This is a genomic window from Candidatus Pelagibacter sp. HIMB1593 (genome assembly GCF_052047755.1).
GTDB lineage: Bacteria > Pseudomonadota > Alphaproteobacteria > Pelagibacterales > Pelagibacteraceae > Pelagibacter.
In genome coordinates, this window is sequence record NZ_JBNAJK010000001.1 from 24,748 (window position 1) to 41,557 (window position 16,810).

13 protein-coding genes, 2 tRNA genes and 2 rRNA genes are annotated in these 16,810 nt (G+C 31.6%); 4 read left to right on the forward strand and 13 right to left on the reverse strand.

Annotated features, from left to right (window positions below; all coding sequences use genetic code 11):
• Positions 1 to 48: 48 nt before the first annotated feature.
• A complete protein-coding gene (locus ACTTA0_RS00125; protein WP_440675435.1) occupies positions 49 to 1,332 on the reverse strand; it encodes a hypothetical protein in 1,284 nt (427 codons plus the stop codon).
• A gap of 314 nt (positions 1,333 to 1,646) precedes the next feature.
• Positions 1,647 to 1,793 carry a hypothetical protein gene (locus ACTTA0_RS00130; RefSeq protein WP_440675436.1) on the reverse strand — a complete coding sequence of 49 codons (147 nt, stop codon included), beginning with the start codon at positions 1,791 to 1,793 and terminating at the stop codon, positions 1,647 to 1,649.
• 176 nt (positions 1,794 to 1,969) lie between these two features.
• Between ACTTA0_RS00130 and ACTTA0_RS00135 the strand changes: the two genes are divergently transcribed.
• Both ACTTA0_RS00135 and ACTTA0_RS00140 read left to right on the forward strand, forming a co-directional pair.
• The gene (locus ACTTA0_RS00135) at positions 1,970 to 2,752 is read left to right on the forward strand and encodes an N-acetylneuraminate synthase family protein (protein ID WP_440675437.1); all 783 of its coding nucleotides are present in this window, start codon (positions 1,970 to 1,972) and stop codon (positions 2,750 to 2,752) included.
• Positions 2,749 to 3,405, forward strand: a complete 657-nt coding sequence (locus tag ACTTA0_RS00140) for an SDR family oxidoreductase (RefSeq protein ID WP_440675438.1) — start codon at positions 2,749 to 2,751, stop codon at positions 3,403 to 3,405. The genes ACTTA0_RS00135 and ACTTA0_RS00140 overlap by 4 nt, the downstream gene beginning before the upstream one ends.
• Before the next feature lie 8 nt (positions 3,406 to 3,413).
• Here the strand turns inward: ACTTA0_RS00140 and ACTTA0_RS00145 are convergent, their stop codons facing one another.
• From ACTTA0_RS00145 to ACTTA0_RS00155, 3 genes are read right to left on the reverse strand one after another with little or no spacing between them, the layout of a single operon-like run.
• Complete coding sequence (locus ACTTA0_RS00145; protein ID WP_440675439.1) at positions 3,414 to 4,256, reverse strand: N-acetylneuraminate synthase family protein; 843 nt, start codon at positions 4,254 to 4,256, stop codon at positions 3,414 to 3,416.
• 4 nt (positions 4,257 to 4,260) lie between these two features.
• Entirely contained in the window at positions 4,261 to 5,481 is a 1,221-nt protein-coding gene (locus ACTTA0_RS00150) for a DegT/DnrJ/EryC1/StrS family aminotransferase (RefSeq protein ID WP_440675440.1), read from the reverse strand.
• Between the two features lie 23 nt (positions 5,482 to 5,504).
• Positions 5,505 to 6,242, reverse strand: coding sequence for a cytidylyltransferase domain-containing protein (locus ACTTA0_RS00155; RefSeq protein WP_440675441.1), 738 nt, complete (start codon positions 6,240 to 6,242; stop codon positions 5,505 to 5,507).
• Between the two features lie 24 nt (positions 6,243 to 6,266).
• On the opposite strand from ACTTA0_RS00155, the gene ACTTA0_RS00160 reads away from it, so the two are divergent.
• Entirely contained in the window at positions 6,267 to 7,022 is a 756-nt protein-coding gene (locus ACTTA0_RS00160) for an SDR family oxidoreductase (protein WP_440675442.1), read from the forward strand.
• Between the two features lie 73 nt (positions 7,023 to 7,095).
• Here ACTTA0_RS00160 and ACTTA0_RS00165 read toward each other — a convergent pair.
• The 4 genes from ACTTA0_RS00165 to ACTTA0_RS00180 form a co-directional block, all read right to left on the reverse strand.
• A 23S ribosomal RNA gene (locus ACTTA0_RS00165) occupies positions 7,096 to 9,848 on the reverse strand.
• Positions 9,849 to 9,980: 132 nt separating this feature from the next.
• A tRNA-Ala gene (locus ACTTA0_RS00170) sits at positions 9,981 to 10,056 on the reverse strand.
• A gap of 12 nt (positions 10,057 to 10,068) precedes the next feature.
• A tRNA-Ile gene (locus ACTTA0_RS00175) sits at positions 10,069 to 10,145 on the reverse strand.
• A gap of 98 nt (positions 10,146 to 10,243) precedes the next feature.
• A 16S ribosomal RNA gene (locus ACTTA0_RS00180) occupies positions 10,244 to 11,718 on the reverse strand.
• The 16S and 23S rRNA genes sit together here with 2 tRNA genes alongside, the layout of an rRNA operon.
• A 337-nt stretch (positions 11,719 to 12,055) precedes the next feature.
• Here ACTTA0_RS00180 and ACTTA0_RS00185 point away from each other — a divergent pair.
• Positions 12,056 to 13,348, forward strand: coding sequence for a peptidoglycan DD-metalloendopeptidase family protein (locus ACTTA0_RS00185; protein WP_440675443.1), 1,293 nt, complete (start codon positions 12,056 to 12,058; stop codon positions 13,346 to 13,348).
• Here the strand turns inward: ACTTA0_RS00185 and ACTTA0_RS00190 are convergent.
• The 4 genes from ACTTA0_RS00190 to ispG are packed head-to-tail and all read right to left on the reverse strand — an operon-like array spanning position 13,345 to position 16,810.
• Positions 13,345 to 13,785, reverse strand: coding sequence for a DUF4167 domain-containing protein (locus ACTTA0_RS00190; protein WP_440675444.1), 441 nt, complete (start codon positions 13,783 to 13,785; stop codon positions 13,345 to 13,347). The genes ACTTA0_RS00185 and ACTTA0_RS00190 overlap by 4 nt on opposite strands.
• 11 nt (positions 13,786 to 13,796) lie before the next feature.
• Entirely contained in the window at positions 13,797 to 14,639 is an 843-nt protein-coding gene (gene prmC / locus ACTTA0_RS00195; protein ID WP_440675445.1) for a peptide chain release factor N(5)-glutamine methyltransferase, read from the reverse strand.
• Positions 14,640 to 15,713 (reverse strand): peptide chain release factor 1, encoded by a 1,074-nt coding sequence (gene prfA, locus ACTTA0_RS00200; protein WP_440675446.1) that lies wholly within the window; start codon positions 15,711 to 15,713, stop codon positions 14,640 to 14,642.
• Positions 15,710 to 16,810 (reverse strand): flavodoxin-dependent (E)-4-hydroxy-3-methylbut-2-enyl-diphosphate synthase, encoded by a 1,101-nt coding sequence (gene ispG, locus ACTTA0_RS00205; protein WP_440675447.1) that lies wholly within the window; start codon positions 16,808 to 16,810, stop codon positions 15,710 to 15,712. The genes prfA and ispG overlap by 4 nt, the downstream gene beginning before the upstream one ends.

A 16,810-nucleotide genomic window follows, 5' to 3' on the forward strand; every position in this document is an offset into this window, starting at 1 on the left:
TATACAGTGTTGTGTTAAATATTTTTTAAGTTTTTATTTTTATGAAGATCATAAAATATCTGAAACACTTTTCTTTTCTTTAAAGATATTTTGATTAGGAATTAAATTTAACTTTTTTAAATCTTCCAAATTATCAACATAATAAATATCAGGAGTATACTGTAACATCTCTTTACCAGAATCAAAATTAAAAATATCCAAGCTTATGGAAATTCTATTTCCAAGAAAAATACTCCACCACAAGACTGTAGAAATATCACTTACAATTATTTTTGATTCCAAAATTAATTGTTCGGAATTTGTTGACGATTTTTCAAATTCAATATTATTATATTTTTCAGATATTAATTTTAATACTCTATTCCAAAAAATAGTAGACTCTTCTCTAGGATGTAGCTTAAATTTTATATTAAAATTTTTAAACTTTAATAAAATAATTTGAAAAAAATTTATATATTGTCTCGCAACAAATTTAGTTAAATAATCAAAATTATTATTTTTAATTAATTCTTCATCAAAAAGTCCTGAGGATGGCAAAATTAAAATCTGATTTTTTTCTTCAATTGAACCGTATAGAATTTTATTTACAAACTTTCCTGAAGTAGACAAAGGATGATTTATAATTTCAAGATCTTGAACTTCATTACTTAATGCACTTTTTGCCTCACATTCAAGATATACAAAACATTTACTTATTACTTTGCTGTATAAATCGAGAGATTTTTTAACATGATTCTTACCAGTATAAATATTAAAGTGTGGCTTAAATGTTTTTTTTAAAACAAAAAAAGGAATAATTTTATAATAATACAAATACTTAATTAAATTTCTAAATTTGGTAGAGTAAATTAAAGTTCTAAAAAAATTTTTTAAAAATTTAAATTTTTTTGTTAAAATAAGTGCTTGGATATAAACTTCATACTCTCTATCTTTAACCATGTTTGAAGCAACTCTGGAACTCTGATATTGAAATATTTTTAAATTTTTCTTCTTTTTTTTACAAACGCATAAAAGCACTTGATTTTCAATGAAAGACACGTTGTACATTAAAATTTTATGAGGATCATATTTTTCAAAAATTTTATTATAATCTTTGTATAAATTTTTAATAAGTTTAAATCCCTTATCTTTTTTCTGATAATAAATAAATTTTATATCTAAATATTTTATTATTTTATCAAAATTAATTGAATTAGAATATTCATCACTAACCAATAAAACAAAATCATATTTGTCTTTGAGCTCCCAAAGATAATAAACTCCTGTTGTCCAGAAAAGATGTAAGGGACCAAGTTGAATTAATAAAACTGGTTTTGTTTTTGATATGTTCACAATTATGTGATTATATGACTTTTTAAAAAATAACAATTTTTTAAAATTAATTTATATTCTTAGTCACATATCTAAAGTAACCATTATTCTTTTTAAAAAATCATATAATCCATTGTCTGTAATTTTCCATTTTAAATCATAAATTACATCTAATTACCACGTGCAGTAATAGCTGAAGTATCTTGAGTTAATATTAAAGTGGGTATGGGATTTTTATTAAATGAGATCTTAATCTTAAAATAAATTCAACTACAAAATGTTGTATGTCTGCGGCAGATCCTCCATTTTCGCAAAATAAAATTTTTCCACTTATTTTAATTATTTATTATTAATTTTTTTTTTAAATCTAAATTAACTCTTAAGGTCATATTATTTTGATTTTTAATGTATACTCTTAACTTTTTAGCTATAGGAATTTCATCTTCAATTATTTTTTCTATAGACTCAGAAAAATTTTTCATTCCAGAAAATTTTAACAAAGCTGCTTGATCAAATTTATTTTTTTTATGAATTAGATTTATTTTTATTTTAGAATTTATTTATACATACAATTATAGTGTAACTAATATAATTTTGGTCTATAAGTATTAAATAAATTTTAACAATAAAAAACTGCTTTATTAGTCAGTTATATGCAATGAAAATAAAGATAATAGCTGAAATTGGACTTAATCATTTGGGGAATGAAAAATTGGCCAATAAACTAGTTAATGATCTATTAAAAACTAATATTGATGGCTTATCCTTTCAAGTCAAAAATAGCAAATTTAATAAAAATATAAAAAAATTTCATCAAACAAAAAATTTATCTTTAATAAAAGATATTAGAGAAAAAAGTTTTTTTATTGAAATGTTAAAAAAAAAAAAATTTAACTCATTAATACTTGAAAACTCATTTTATAAAAAAATTATAAAGAAAGTAAAAAAAAAGAATAAACAAATAGGATTTGCAATTTCAGATGTTGGTCAGATTAATCAATTTGATGATTATGGAGCTGATTTTTTTAAAATTTTAAGTGAAGACTTTGGCAATTCAAAACTAATTGATAAAGCTATGAAAACATCTGTAGAAAATATTTACCTTTCTACTGGAAATTCTACTATAAATGAAATTAAGTCTAGGGTTTTAAACATGAAAAATGAGTATAGAAAAAAAACTACTTTAATTCATACTCAATTCGAAAATAATTTAAATAAAATCAATTTTAATAAAATTAAAACACTAAAAAAATTGACAAAACTAAATGTTGCATTTGGCAACCATTCTAAATATCTAGAAATAATAAAATACTCTGCAAAATTTGAACCATATGCTATTTTTTTTTATGTAAAATCAGACTTTGCTAAATTTTTTCCAGATGATGATCATGCAGTAAATATAAAAAAAATAAATAAACTTATAAAGGATCTTAATACATGAAGAGAGCGTTAATTCTTGGTTCGTCTAAAGGAATTGGGAAAGAAATAAAAAATGAAATGGCAAAAATGAATTTAAAAATTTATAGCCCTTCAAGCAAAACACTAGATACATCAAATATTAAATCAGTGGAAAACTTTATTAAAAAATTAAAGAATATAGATTATCTTATATTAAACACCGGAGGTCCTCCTGCAAAAAATTTTTTTGAAATTACACACGATGAATGGAATAAATATTTTAATCAATTATTTTTAGGTTTGGTAACAATTTTACAAAAATTAAAAATTAATAATTATGGATATGTTTTCCTAATATCATCACATACTATAAAAAGTCCTGAGGATAATTTAGTGTTATCAAATAGTTTCAGAATTGCATTATCAAGTGTTTTTAAAACTGTGAGTAGCTTATACTCAAAAAAAAAAATTAACTTTATTAATATTGCTCCTGGACCAATAAAGACTGATAGATTAAAAAAACTAGTAGGTGGGAAAAATATGAAATTTTTTGAAAATAACTTGCCTCTTGGTAAAGCAGGAGACCCTAAAGACATTGCTAAGTTTGTGTCACTAATTATCAAAAATAATATTAGGTATATTAATGGAACAACTATAAATTTTGATGGCGGGTTATCAAAAAATATATTTGGATAATATAAATATTACTTCCAATACTTTTGAGTTTTTAATTTTTGCCTTTCATCTAAAAGAAATTTTTTCTTGCCGTCGCCCAAAATTTCAGGAATATTTTTTAACATTGTACCTAATTTTTCCATTCCACTTATTTCTAAAGAAGCAGAGTGATCAGTCCCCCACATGGTCCTATCCAATGTAATATGTCTTTCTATGTAATTAGCACCTAAAATTGCTGCATATAGACTTGGTGTAACTGAATTTTCATGTCCAGAATATCCAACTTCACATTTATATTTCCTCTTTAAAGTACTTATCATATTCAAATTTAAATTTTTTTCATTTGCTGGATATGTTGAAACGCAATGCATTAAAATAAACTTACAATTATTTTTTTTAAAAATTTTGACTGCTTTATCAATAATTTTCATATTACTCATACCTGTTGAGATTAAAGTAGGTTTTTTTTCTTTTGATATTGAATTTAAAAGATCTATATTCGTTAGCATCGCTGATGCCACTTTATGATATGGCATTTTATATTTTCTTAAAAAATTAACACTATCTATATCCCAAGCACTAGCAAACCAATCAATTTTTATTTTCTTACAATATTTATCAATTTCATCATATTTTTTTCGATCGAATTCTATCTTTTTCTTATAATCTAAATAGCTAATATTGCCCCATGGCGTATTTCTAATCTCAAATTTTTTATTTTCTGGCGTAGAAATATCAGGGTTTCTTTTTTGAAATTTTACTGCATCAAATCCAAATTTTTTTGCTTGTAAAATAATCTGTTTCGCAATTTTAATGTCTCCGTTATGATTTATACCAATTTCTCCTATTAAGTAGTATTTATTTTTTTTCATTTTTTTATTCATAAAATTCTAAAGTTTTTTTAAGTGCTAAAATTTGTTTTTTAATTTCTTTTTTATTTCTTTGATTGGTTGTAAATTGCATAATCTTCTTTTGTAAATTAATTGCAACCGGCGTCTCACCCCAACCATAACTTTTTGAGATTTTCATATTACCAGAAAATAATCCATTTTTTCTAACATCAGCAAAACATGGTTCATTATTTACTGTTTTCCAGGCAGCATAAATTCCATCACCACCATTCTCAATAAATTTTTTTCTAAAAGATTGCCATGAAATTCCTCGACTTTCTCCATTAAACACACATGCAAAAGTATAGAAAGTATGTTTATAATTTTTTTTTATTTCTTGGGGTATTAATAAACTAGTCTTTGATTTTTTTATAAACCTTAAAAAAGCATTGCCAGCTTCAACTCTTTTTTTCACAAAAATATTAATTTTTTCTGTTTGTGCCAACGCAACTGCTGAACAAATCTCAGATAATCTGTAATTATATCCAAACTGATCATGTCTTTCCCAATTTGGGTCTTGAAATTTATCCCTACTAATTCTTACCTTTCCATTTTGTGCAGTTATATTTTTAAATCCAAGCGTTCCGTACTTTCGCATTATTTTTGCAAAATGCGCATTATTAGTAGTTAATATACCGCCCTCTCCAGAAGAAATGTGCTTAGAACTTTCCAAGCTCCAACTGCCAATAGACCCTACGGTTCCTGAAATTCTATTTTTATGATCTTTACCAAGAAAACATTGAGCACAATCTTCCAATACATTTATTTTATATTTGTCAGCTATTTTTAAAATAGCATCCATATCACACATCAAACCATATGTATGGACAACCATTATTGCTTTAGTCTTTTTTGTAATTTTTTTTTCAATATCTTTTGGGTCTATAAGAAAGCTATATTCATCAACATCAGCATAGACGGGAACAGCACCACATTGCCATACAGCAAAACCACACATTGCAACTGTCAGCGCGGGTATTATAACTTCGTGTCCATGTCCAACCCCAATTGAAAGTAGAGCCTGATGTAAAGTTGATGTTCCAGAATTTGATGCAATTGCAAATTTTTGATTATGTATTTTGGCAAACTTTTTTTCAAATTTTTCAGTCATCGAAGCATCTGATCCTGCTGAAAAATCATTTTTTAAAACTTTTGTTAAATATCTAATTTCGTTTCCTTTAAATCTCCAGCCTATTTTTTTTTTCAATTTCAATTAAATTTTATCTTATTCTATTTTTTTGTTTGCTGTTTTTGATTTGTTTTCCAATTTTTGTTAAGGAAAAAATTTATATTGCAAAAATCTTTATGTTTCAACATATATTCAATAATACTTGATGACGTAGCATTTACTGGAAAAATTTTAAAAATTTTTCGAAATAATATTAGATCTTCATTATAGTCTAATGTAAGTCTTATATTTTTATCTAATAATTTTTTAGATACATTAACTATATTCACTTTTATTTTTTTATCTTCTACTAAATTATCAATAATTTCTAATTTTTTATATTTTTTTGATTTTAAAAATAAGATTTTTAAAGCTTCAAAATTTATACAATAAGTGAATATCCCCGTAACTATTTTTGTTGGAAACTTATATATAGTTGGAGATTTAGTATTTAATTTTTTAATTGTTTTTTTAAAAAGATCATAATCAAAAGCAAGGTCATCACCATCAACAAAACATGCACTATCTAAATTATAAAATTTCATACAATTGAACCATCTTGAAACCTTATTTTTTATATTCCCTCTATAAATCTTACAATCGTAATTTTGTTTAATATATTCAACAAGTTTGTCATCTGATTTATCTCTTGTTGTGGCAATAATAATTGGTAATTTTATTTTTTTTGATCTTTTAATAACCACATCAATTGATTTGTGATTTTTTTTTATTTTCTTTAAAATTTTTAAAGGTAGTCTTTTTGAATTTGATCTTACAGTTATTATGGTAGCTTTTTTCAATATTTTATATATTTATAATAAATCATGTATTTCAAAAAGAAAAAAATATTAGTCTCTGGAAGTGAAGGATTTTTAGCAAAAGAGATGAGAAAAAATTTTATTAAAAATGGGGCATCATTTTATGGATTAGATCTAAAAAAAATAAATAATAGCACAATCAAATGTGACATTACTAACGAACAACAAGTTAAAAAAGTTTTTAATCAAAATTTTAACAAATCTGGATTAGACATATTAATAAATAATGCATCCATCAACCCTGGAAATGTAAAAAAATTGTCAAGGAGATATTTTAAATTTAGTGATTATGATTTAGATATTTGGGAAAAAAGCTTAAGAGTTGATTTGGTTGGTTCTTTCTTGCTTTCAAAGTATGCATTAAAAATTTTTGAGAAAAAAGGGACTGGAACTATTATTAACATTTCATCAATTTATGGCATGATTGGGCCTGATCAAAGTTTATATGGCAACAGTTCATTATATAAGGGTTTTAAGCCAATAGAATATTCGGTTGCAAAAGCTGGATTAATTGGATTTACAAAATCATTAGCCGCATATTATTCTAGATCTAATATTAAAATCATTTGTTTAATACTAGGTGGGATTGACAACAATTTTTCAAATAAATTTAAAAATAAATATAAAAGAAAAACTATCCAAGGTAGAATGGGAAATAAAAATGAAATAATGAATTATATTAATTTCTATGCTTCGGATAAAAGTTCTTATTCATCGGGTAACTGCATAATCATTGATGGTGGCGCTACGTCAATAATTTAATTGATAGCAAATTTCATCTTTAGATTTAATAATTAAATTTACCATTAACTATATTAAAATTTTTTTCAGTGCATAAATCAAGCCAATTGAGCTATTAGTACTGGTCAGCTGCACGCATTACTGCGCTTCCACATCCAGCCTATCAACGTGGTGGTCTACCACGGCTCTATAGGAAGAACTAGTTTTGAGGTGAGTTTCCCGCTTAGATGCTTTCAGCAGTTATCTCGTCCATACTTAGCTACCCGGCACTGCAGCTGGCGCTACAACCGGTCCACCAGTGGTATGTTCAACCCGGTCCTCTCGTACTAGGGTCAACTCCTCTCAATTCTTCTACACGCATAGCAGATAGGGACCGAACTGTCTCACGACGTTCTGAACCCAGCTCACGTACCACTTTAATTGGCGAACAGCCAAACCCTTGGGACCTGCTCCAGCCCCAGGATGTGATGAGCCGACATCGAGGTGCCAAACACTGCCGTCGATATGAGCTCTTGGGCAGTATCAGCCTGTTATCCCCGGCGTACCTTTTATCCGTTGAGCGATGGCCCTTCCACTCAGAACCACCGGATCACTATGACCGACTTTCGTCTCTGCTCGACTTGTCAGTCTCACAGTCAGGCAGGCTTATGCCATTGCACTCTACGAACGATTTCTGACCGTTCTGAGCCTACCTTCGCACGCCTCCGTTACTATTTGGGAGGCGACCGCCCCAGTCAAACTACCCACCATACAATGTCTTGATGCCGGATAACGGCGATCAGTTAGATACCAAGAAAAACAAAAGAGGTATTTCACTGGTGACTCCACATAAACTGACGCCTATGCTTCAATGTCTCCCTCCTATACTAAATATGTTTTTCCTAATACCAATGTAAAGTTGCAGTAAAGGTGCACGGGGTCTTTCCGTCTAACTACGCGAACTCCGCATCTTCACGGAGAATTCAATTTCACTGAGTTGATGTTGGAGACAGCGGAGAAATCGTTACGCCATTCATGCAGGTCGGAACTTACCCGACAAGGAATTTCGCTACCTTAGGACCGTTATAGTTACGGCCGCCGTTTACTGGGGCTTCAGAAGTTAGCTTGCACCAACCGCATTAACCTTCCAGCACCGGGCAGGCGTCAGACCCTATACATCCACTTACGTGTTAGCAGAGCCCTGTGTTTTTGATAAACAGTCGCTTCTCCCTGGCTTGTGCCACCCATCTCTAGTTGCCTAAAAACAGGTCTTCCTTATCCCGAAGTTACGGAAGCATTTTGCCGAGTTCCTTCAACATCATTCTCTCAAGCGCCTAAATATACTCTATTAATCCACCTGTGTCGGTTTAGGGTACGGTCTAATGATGGAGCTATTTCTTGGAACCTTTTCGCGGCAAGCTCAATCCATTAAGAACTCACAACTTACAAGATCCGTCACTACCATCTGGTTAAGGAATATTAACCTTATTTCCATCGACTACGGCTTTCGCCCTCGCCTTAGGTGCCGACTAACTCTGCGCGGATTAACCTTGCGCAGAAACCCTTGGATTTTCGGCGAAGAAGTTTTTCACTTCTTTTATCGTTACTTATGTCAGCATTCGCACTTCTGATACCTCCAGGATCCCTCGCGGGTACCCCTTCACAGGCTTACAGAACGTTCCGCTACCAGTTGTAATTTTCGAAAAAATTACAAATCCACAGATTCGGTATATGATTTTAGCCCCGTTACATCTTCGGCGCAGAAACTCTATTAGACCGGTGAGCTGTTACGCTATCTTTAAAGGATGGCTGCTTCTAAGCCAACCTCCCGGCTGTTAAGGAATTTCCACATCCTTTCACACTTAATCATAATTTGGGGACCTTATCTGGTGGTCTGGGCTCTTTCCCTCTCGACCATGGACCTTAGCACCCACAGTCTGTCTGCTGAAGAACAACATTTAGCATTCGGAGTTTTATTAGGTTTGGTAAGAATCTCTTCCCCCTAGCCCATTTAGTGCTCTACCTCTAAATGTCTATTTATTCAACGCACTACCTAAATAGTTTTCGCGGAAAACCAGCTATCTACGAATTTGGTTGGCCTTTCACCCCTTACCACAAGTCATCCAAAGACTTTTCAACGTCAACTGGTTCGGTCCTCCGGTTGGTGTTACCCAACTTTCAACCTGCTCATGGTAAGCTCATTCGTTTTCGGGTCTAATTCATAAAACTAATCGCCCTATTAAGACTTGCTTTCGCTACGCCTACACCTAGATGGCTTAAGCTTGCTTTATAAATTAAGTCACTGACCCATTATACAAAAGGTACGCCGTCACTCTAAAAAGAGCTTCGACTGATTGTAGGCATGCGGTTTCAGGTTCTATTTCACTCCCCTAATAGGGGTTCTTTTCACCTTTCCCTCACGGTACTAGTTCACTATCGGTCACTGAAGAGTATTTAGGCTTAGAGGGTGGTCCCCCTATATTCGAGCAGGATTTCACGTGTCCCGCTTTACTCAAGAATTTTGTTAAACATTACTCATACGGGACTATCACCCTCTATGGTTAGCATTTCCAAACTATTCAAATTTTTTTAACAAAACTGCTGGCCTAGTCCGCGTTCGCTCGCCACTACTAACGGAATCTCAATTGATTTCTTTTCCTCTGGTTACTTAGATGTTTCAGTTCTCCAGGTTGTCTCTTTAAACCTATGTATTCAGTTTAAAGTACCACATAAAGTGGTGGGTTTCCCCATTCGGAAATTTTCGGATCAAAACTTACATACAGCTCCCCGAAACTTATCGCAGTATATCACGTCCTTCATCGGCTTTCAGTGCCAAGGCATCCACTACACGCCCTTAAACGCTTGATTTATGCACAGAAAAAAATTCTGTGTTGAATCAAATTTTTATTTTGAACATTAGATAATAACATTACTAATGTTCGGATATAGATATTGATATTAATTATTAATTTTTTTACGATTTTTTATAGCTAAGTGTTTTGGTGGAGGATAGCGGGATCGAACCGCTGACCTCCTGAATGCAAATCAGGCGCTCTCCCAGCTGAGCTAATCCCCCATGATCTTAAATTGGTGGGCCGAGAAAGACTCGAACTTTCGACCCCACCCTTATCAAGGGTGTGCTCTAACCAACTGAGCTACCGGCCCCTATGCAAAGAGAAACACTACTTTAAGAAGAGAAATGAGGACGGTCAACATTACCTGTGTATTATTTAGAATGAAATATTACTTTCATTCATCCTTAGAAAGGAGGTAATCCAGCCGCAGGTTCCCCTACGGCTACCTTGTTACGACTTCACCCCAGTCGCTGACTATACCGTGGTCAAGGGTTTTAAACCTTGCCTTAAGGTAGAACCAACTCCCATGGTGTGACGGGCGGTGTGTACAAGACCCGGGAACGCATTCACCGTGGCACGCTGATCCACGATTACTAGTAATTCCAGCTTCATGCACTCGAGTTGCAGAGTGCAATCCGAACTGAGGTATCTTTTAAGGATTTGCTTGACCTCGCAGTCTTGCTTCCTGTTGTAGATACCATTGTAGCACGTGTGTAGCCCAACACGTAAGGGCCATGAGGACTTGACGTCATCCCCACCTTCCTCCAGCTTATCACTGGCAGTTCTTTCAGAGTGCCCAACTAAATGATGGCAACTAAAAGTGAGGGTTGCGCTCGTTGCGGGACTTAACCCAACATCTCACGACACGAGCTGACGACAGCCATGCAGCACCTGTGTTTCGTCCGGCCGAACCGAAAACTCTAATCTCTTAGAGTCGCGACGAACATGTCAAGTGTTGGTAAGGTTCTGCGCGTATCTTCGAATTAAACCACATGCTCCACTACTTGTGCGGGTCCCCGTCAATTCATTTGAGTTTTAACCTTGCGGTCGTACTCCCCAGGCGGTGTGTTTATCGCTTTCGCTGCGACACTGAAAATAAATTTCCAACGTCTAACACACATCGTTTACGGCATGGACTACGAGGGTATCTAATCCTCTTCGCTACCCATGCTTTCGTTCCTCAGTGTCAGTAATGATCCAGAAAGCTGCCTTCGCAATTGGTATTCTTTCTAATATCTACGAATTTCACCTCTACACTAGAAATTCTGCTTTCCTCTATCATACTCTAGCTGAAAAGTTTTAATGGCAGTTCCAGAGTTAAGCTCTGGGATTTCACCACTAACTTTTTCAACCACCTACGAACTCTTTAAGCCCAGTAATTCCGAACTACGCTAGGTCCCTTCGTATTACCGCGGCTGCTGGCACGAAGTTAGCCGGACCTTCTTATTCGGGTACAGTCATTTTCTTCCCCGACGAAAGAGCTTTACAACCCAAAGGCCTTCTTCACTCACGCGGCATCGCTGCATCAGAGTTTCCTCCATTGTGCAAGATTCCCCACTGCTGCCTCCCGTAGGAGTTTGGGCCGTGTCTCAGTCCCAATGTGGCTGATCATCCTCTCAAATCAGCTATTGATCACAGTCTTGGTAGGCCATTACCCCACCAACAAACTAATCAAGTGCAGGCTCATCCAATGGTGCATAAAGCTTTCTCCGTAAAGACTTATCCGGTATTAGCACAAGTTTCCTCGTGTTATTCCAGGCCAAAGGGTAGATACCCACATGTTACTCACCCGTCTGCCACTAAGTATTGCTACTTCGTTCGACTTGCATGTGTTAGGCGTGCCGCCAGCGTACGTTCTGAGCCATGATCAAACTCTCAAGTTTAAAAACGGCGCACACTAGCTTCCATATAAATTCTAAGAATAAAATTTATATGTGATTGAAGTGTGTACGACAAATTTTTGGTAACCTTAACCGTCCACACTTCTCTTCTTAAATTTTAACTTTTAAAATAGCTAATTGAGCAAAAAAGGCTCAATAATCCTCACTAATTTATTGTGTTAACAATAATTTTACTGAGAAAGTTCAGTGCTTATAGGCTAAAAATAATGGAAATCAAGCATTTAAGAATAAATTTTTAAATAAAAACACCGCATTTTAAGGGCTTTTTTTTGATTTTTACCATTCTCTAAACTAATAATTGTGTTCACTTAAATATAAAATGTTTAGAAATTTATTTAGTAAGATTAAAAAAAATATTGAAATTTTTGCCTTAGTTTTATTGATTATTCTTACTGTTATCTCCACTAGTTATTTTAATTCAACAAAAAATGAGGGTTTAAAAATCTATAATAATTTTATTGATAACATCTATTTTAAAAAAACTCTTACACACATAGTTGAAAACCTTGAACCAAAATACAAAAAAATAAAACATAAAATAAGATCTGGTGAAACATTTGATAAAATTTTAGAGAATTATCAAATACAAAAAAAAGAAATATTAGAAATAAAAAATGCTTTAAAAAAAAAAGTTAACCTTAATAAATTGAATACTAAACAAATTATTGAGTTCAGTTTAGATAAAACTACTAATCAAATTAATGAATTTACTTTTCAAATATCAAATAAACAAAAAATATTTTTAGTAAGAGATAATTCTAAAAATACTTTTAATGATGAAATTATATCAATTAAATTGGATAAAAAAATAATCTACAAAGAAAACTTAATTTTACAAAGTCTATATAAAGCTGCAACAGATGAAAAAATACCAGCAAATATAATAATTGAATTTGCTAGGATATATGGTTTTCAAGTAGACTTTCAAAGAGATATAAGAAAACAAGATAAGTTTCAAATAATGTATGAAGTTTTTCTCAATAATAAAAATGAAATCATTGAAACAGGAGAAATACTTTTCGCTAATTTAAAATTAAGTGGTCAAGATAATGGGTTTTATTATTTTGATAAAGAAGGAAGCGAAGGTCATTATGATAAAAATGGTAAGAGTGTTAAAAAAGCTTTAATGAAAACTCCAATTAATGGAGCAAGACTTTCGTCTCCTTTTGGTATGAGAAAACATCCTATAGATGGATACAATAAAATGCATAGAGGTACCGATTTTGCTGCACCCACAGGAACACCTATAATGGCATCTGGTGACGGTGTTGTAAAGAAAGCTGGATGGTGTGGTGGAGGTGGTAACTGTGTAAAAATAAGACATAACTCAACTTATCAAACAGTGTATGCTCATATGTCAAAGTTTGCTCGTGGCATTAAAGCAGGAGCAAGAGTAAAACAAGGTCAAACAATAGGTTACGTTGGTTCCACCGGTAAGTCTACTGGACCTCATTTACATTACGAAGTGATTGTTAACGGAAAAAAAGTTAATTCTCAAAAACTAAAACTTCCTTCTGGTAAAATTTTGAAGGGTAAGGAAAGAAAATTATTTGAAACAAATAAAATTAAACTAGATGTTCTTAAATCAGAAAAAATTATAGGTTTAAATTAATTAGCCTCTGCTGGTGTTTCGGCATGAATATCTAAGTTAGAATTGTCTTTTAAATTTTTTTCAGAAACATCGACATTTTCTGATTGCTTATTTGTTTCTTTTTCATTTTTATCAGACTGCTCTTCTAAATTTCTCTCTTTTCTGAAGCTTTCTCTTTCATTGAGAATTCTCGTAAAATGATCAGCGTGCTGAAGGTAATTTTCAGAAAGAATTTTATCACCATTTGACAAGGCCTCTCTTGCTAAATCATTATACTTTTCAATTAATTTAGGCGCATTATGGTTATTTCTACCTGGTGACTTCCTTTTAAAATTATCACCGTTAGAAAAATTTGAACTAAATTTCTGTCTATCACCACTTGACTTAAAGTTTCTATCGTTTCTTCTGAAATTATTTCTTCTATTATTGTTATTGCTGTTATTTCTAAATGTTACCATGATTTAAATAATTATATCTTTGTGCAGATTATACATCGATCATTATAAGCAAGATCTTTTAGAGCACTATTTATATAAAAACCCTCTTTATTTAATAATTTAATTACTTTATTTTTTTGATCAAAACCAATCTCTAAAATAAATTTACCATTTCTTTTAATCAGCTCAGATGATTTTTTAACAACTTTTCTGATTTCTGATAAACCATCTAATCCACCATCTAGTGCTATTTTTGGTTCAAACTTAGCAACTCCTTTATCCAAATATTTTATAATATGTTTTTTAATATAAGGAGGATTAGATACTATCAAATCATATTTGCCCAAACTAAATTTGTCAACATTAGATTTATATAATTTCAGTCTAGTGCGGACTTTTAAACTAGTTGCATTCATATTGGCTATTTTTAAACAATTTTTGCTTATATCTATTCCAGTACCATAAAAATCTTTTCTCTCTTTTAATATAGACAAAAGTATACATCCAGATCCTATGCCAATATCTAAAATACTAAGTTTACTTTTATTTTTTGTTAAATTTAAAATATTTTCAACAATTAGCTCAGTATCAGGACGTGGTATTAAAGTATCTTCTGTTACAAAAAATTCTGAATTCCAAAATAACTTTTTATTAGTTAAATGCGATACTGGCTTACCTTTGGACCTTTCGTCAATTAGTTTTTGAAACAAATTTAAATTTTTTTCTTCTATTTTTTCTTGAGAATTAAGAATTAAGTATTTTTTATCTTTATTAATTGCTTTTGACATTAAAATTTCTGAGTCCAAATAAGGATTTAAACAAAATTCATCCTTTAATATTTGAGCACCTTGAATTATTGCTGATTGAATATTCATTTATTTTAAATTACTTAAACTTTCTTCTTGTGCTTGCAGTGTGAGTGACTCTATCATTTCATCAAATGCTTCACCTTCAAGAAATTCCTCTAATTTGTGCAAAGTTAAATTTATTCTATGATCTGTAACTCTACCCTGTGGAAAATTATAAGTTCTAATTCTTTCCGATCTATCTCCAGTACCAATTTTAGTTTTTCTATCTTGTGATCTTTCTTGATCAATTCTTGATCTTTCAAGTTCATATAATCTTGCTCTTAAGATTTTCATTCCTTTTGCTTTATTTTTGTGCTGTGATTTTTCATCTTGTTGAGAAACTGATAAACCAGTGGGTATATGAGTTATTCTAACAGCGCTATCTGTTGTGTTAACTGATTGTCCACCTGGACCACCCGCTCGAAAAACGTCAATTCTTAAGTCAGAGTCGTTTATTTTTAAATCTACTTCTTCAGCTTCAGGTAAAACAGCAACTGTGGCTGCGGATGTATGCACTCTTCCTTGTGTTTCGGTATCCGGAACTCTTTGAACTCTATGCACACCACTCTCATATTTTAATGTAGAATATATATTTGTACCTTTAATAGATGCAATTACCTCTTTTAAACCCCCAGCATCACTTCTTGAAATAGAAATAAGTTCTAATGACCACTTTTTTTTATGACTTACTTTTTCATACATTTTGAAAAGGTCTGAAGCAAATAAACTTGCCTCTAGTCCACCAGTTCCAGCCCTTATTTCTATTATTGCATTTTTTTTATCTGCTTCATCTTTTGGCAGTAGAAATAATTTTAATTTTTTTTCATTGATCTCATGTTGAGATTTCAAATCAACAAGTTCTAACTCGGCCATATTTTTTAATTCTTTATCTGATGAGTTGTCCTCTAATATTTTCTCCAATTCTTGTTTTTCATTTTCGAAAGATAAATATTTTTTAGCATTTAAAATTATTTCATTAACATCCGAATATTCTTTTGATTTTTCAGCAAATACTTTATTATCTAAACTTCCTGATGATAGATCTTTTTCTAGTGTAGAATGTTTTATAATTAATTCTTCAATAGTCTTTGTTGGTATCATTGTAAATTTTCTAATTCAGAGGCCTTTTTTTCAACTTCCGCTACGACTTTATTAACTATATCATTAGTTAATACTTTTTCACTTTGTACCCCAGATAAATAAAGCATGTTGTTACCTTTTCCACCTCCAGTTATTCCAATATCAGTTAAAGCAGCCTCACCTGGTCCATTCACAACACAGCCAATTATAGATAAGGTAATTGGAGTTTTTATATGAGATAATTTTTCCTCTAAAATTTTAACTGTATCAATTACTTGAAATGCTTGCCTTGCACAAGATGGGCAAGAAATTATTTTGACTCCTCTGTTTCGTAATCCTAAAGATTTAAGGATTTCATTTCCAATCTTAACCTCTTTAACAGGATCATCTGACAAAGAAACTCTTAAGGTGTCACCTATTCCGTCTAACAGCAATGAACCTAGTCCTATTGAAGACTTAACACTTCCTGATACAAAACTTCCAGCCTCAGTTATTCCAAGATGAAGAGGATAATCAGTAGCATCCGAAAGCTGTCTATAAGCTGCAATCGACAAAAATACATCAGAGGACTTAACACTTATCTTGAAATTAAAAAAATCTTGATCCTCTAATATTTTAATGTTTCTTTTTGCGCTCTCTACTAATGCTTCAGGGCATGGCTCCTTATACTTTTCTAAAATATCTTTTTCAAGAGAACCTGCATTAACTCCTATCCGAATCGAACAATCGTTATTTTTTGCTGCACTTAAGACCTCATGGATTTTATTTTTATCACCAATATTTCCAGGATTTATTCTTAAACACTTCGCTCCATTTTCTGCAGCCTCTATGGCTCTTTTATAATGAAAATGAATATCTGCAATTACAGGTATTTGAACATTTTTTGTAATTTCTTTTAAGGCTTTTGAGGAGTCTTCATCTGGACAGGAAACTCTAACAAAGTCAGCACCCTCTTCATGAATTTTATTTATTTGTTCTATAGTAGCTGAAATATCTGTGGTCAAAGTATTAGTCATTGATTGAACTGATATTGGATTATCGCCACCAACTTTAATACTACCAACATTAATTACTTTAGTTTTTTTTCGATTTATATTTCTAAATGGTCTTACATTCAT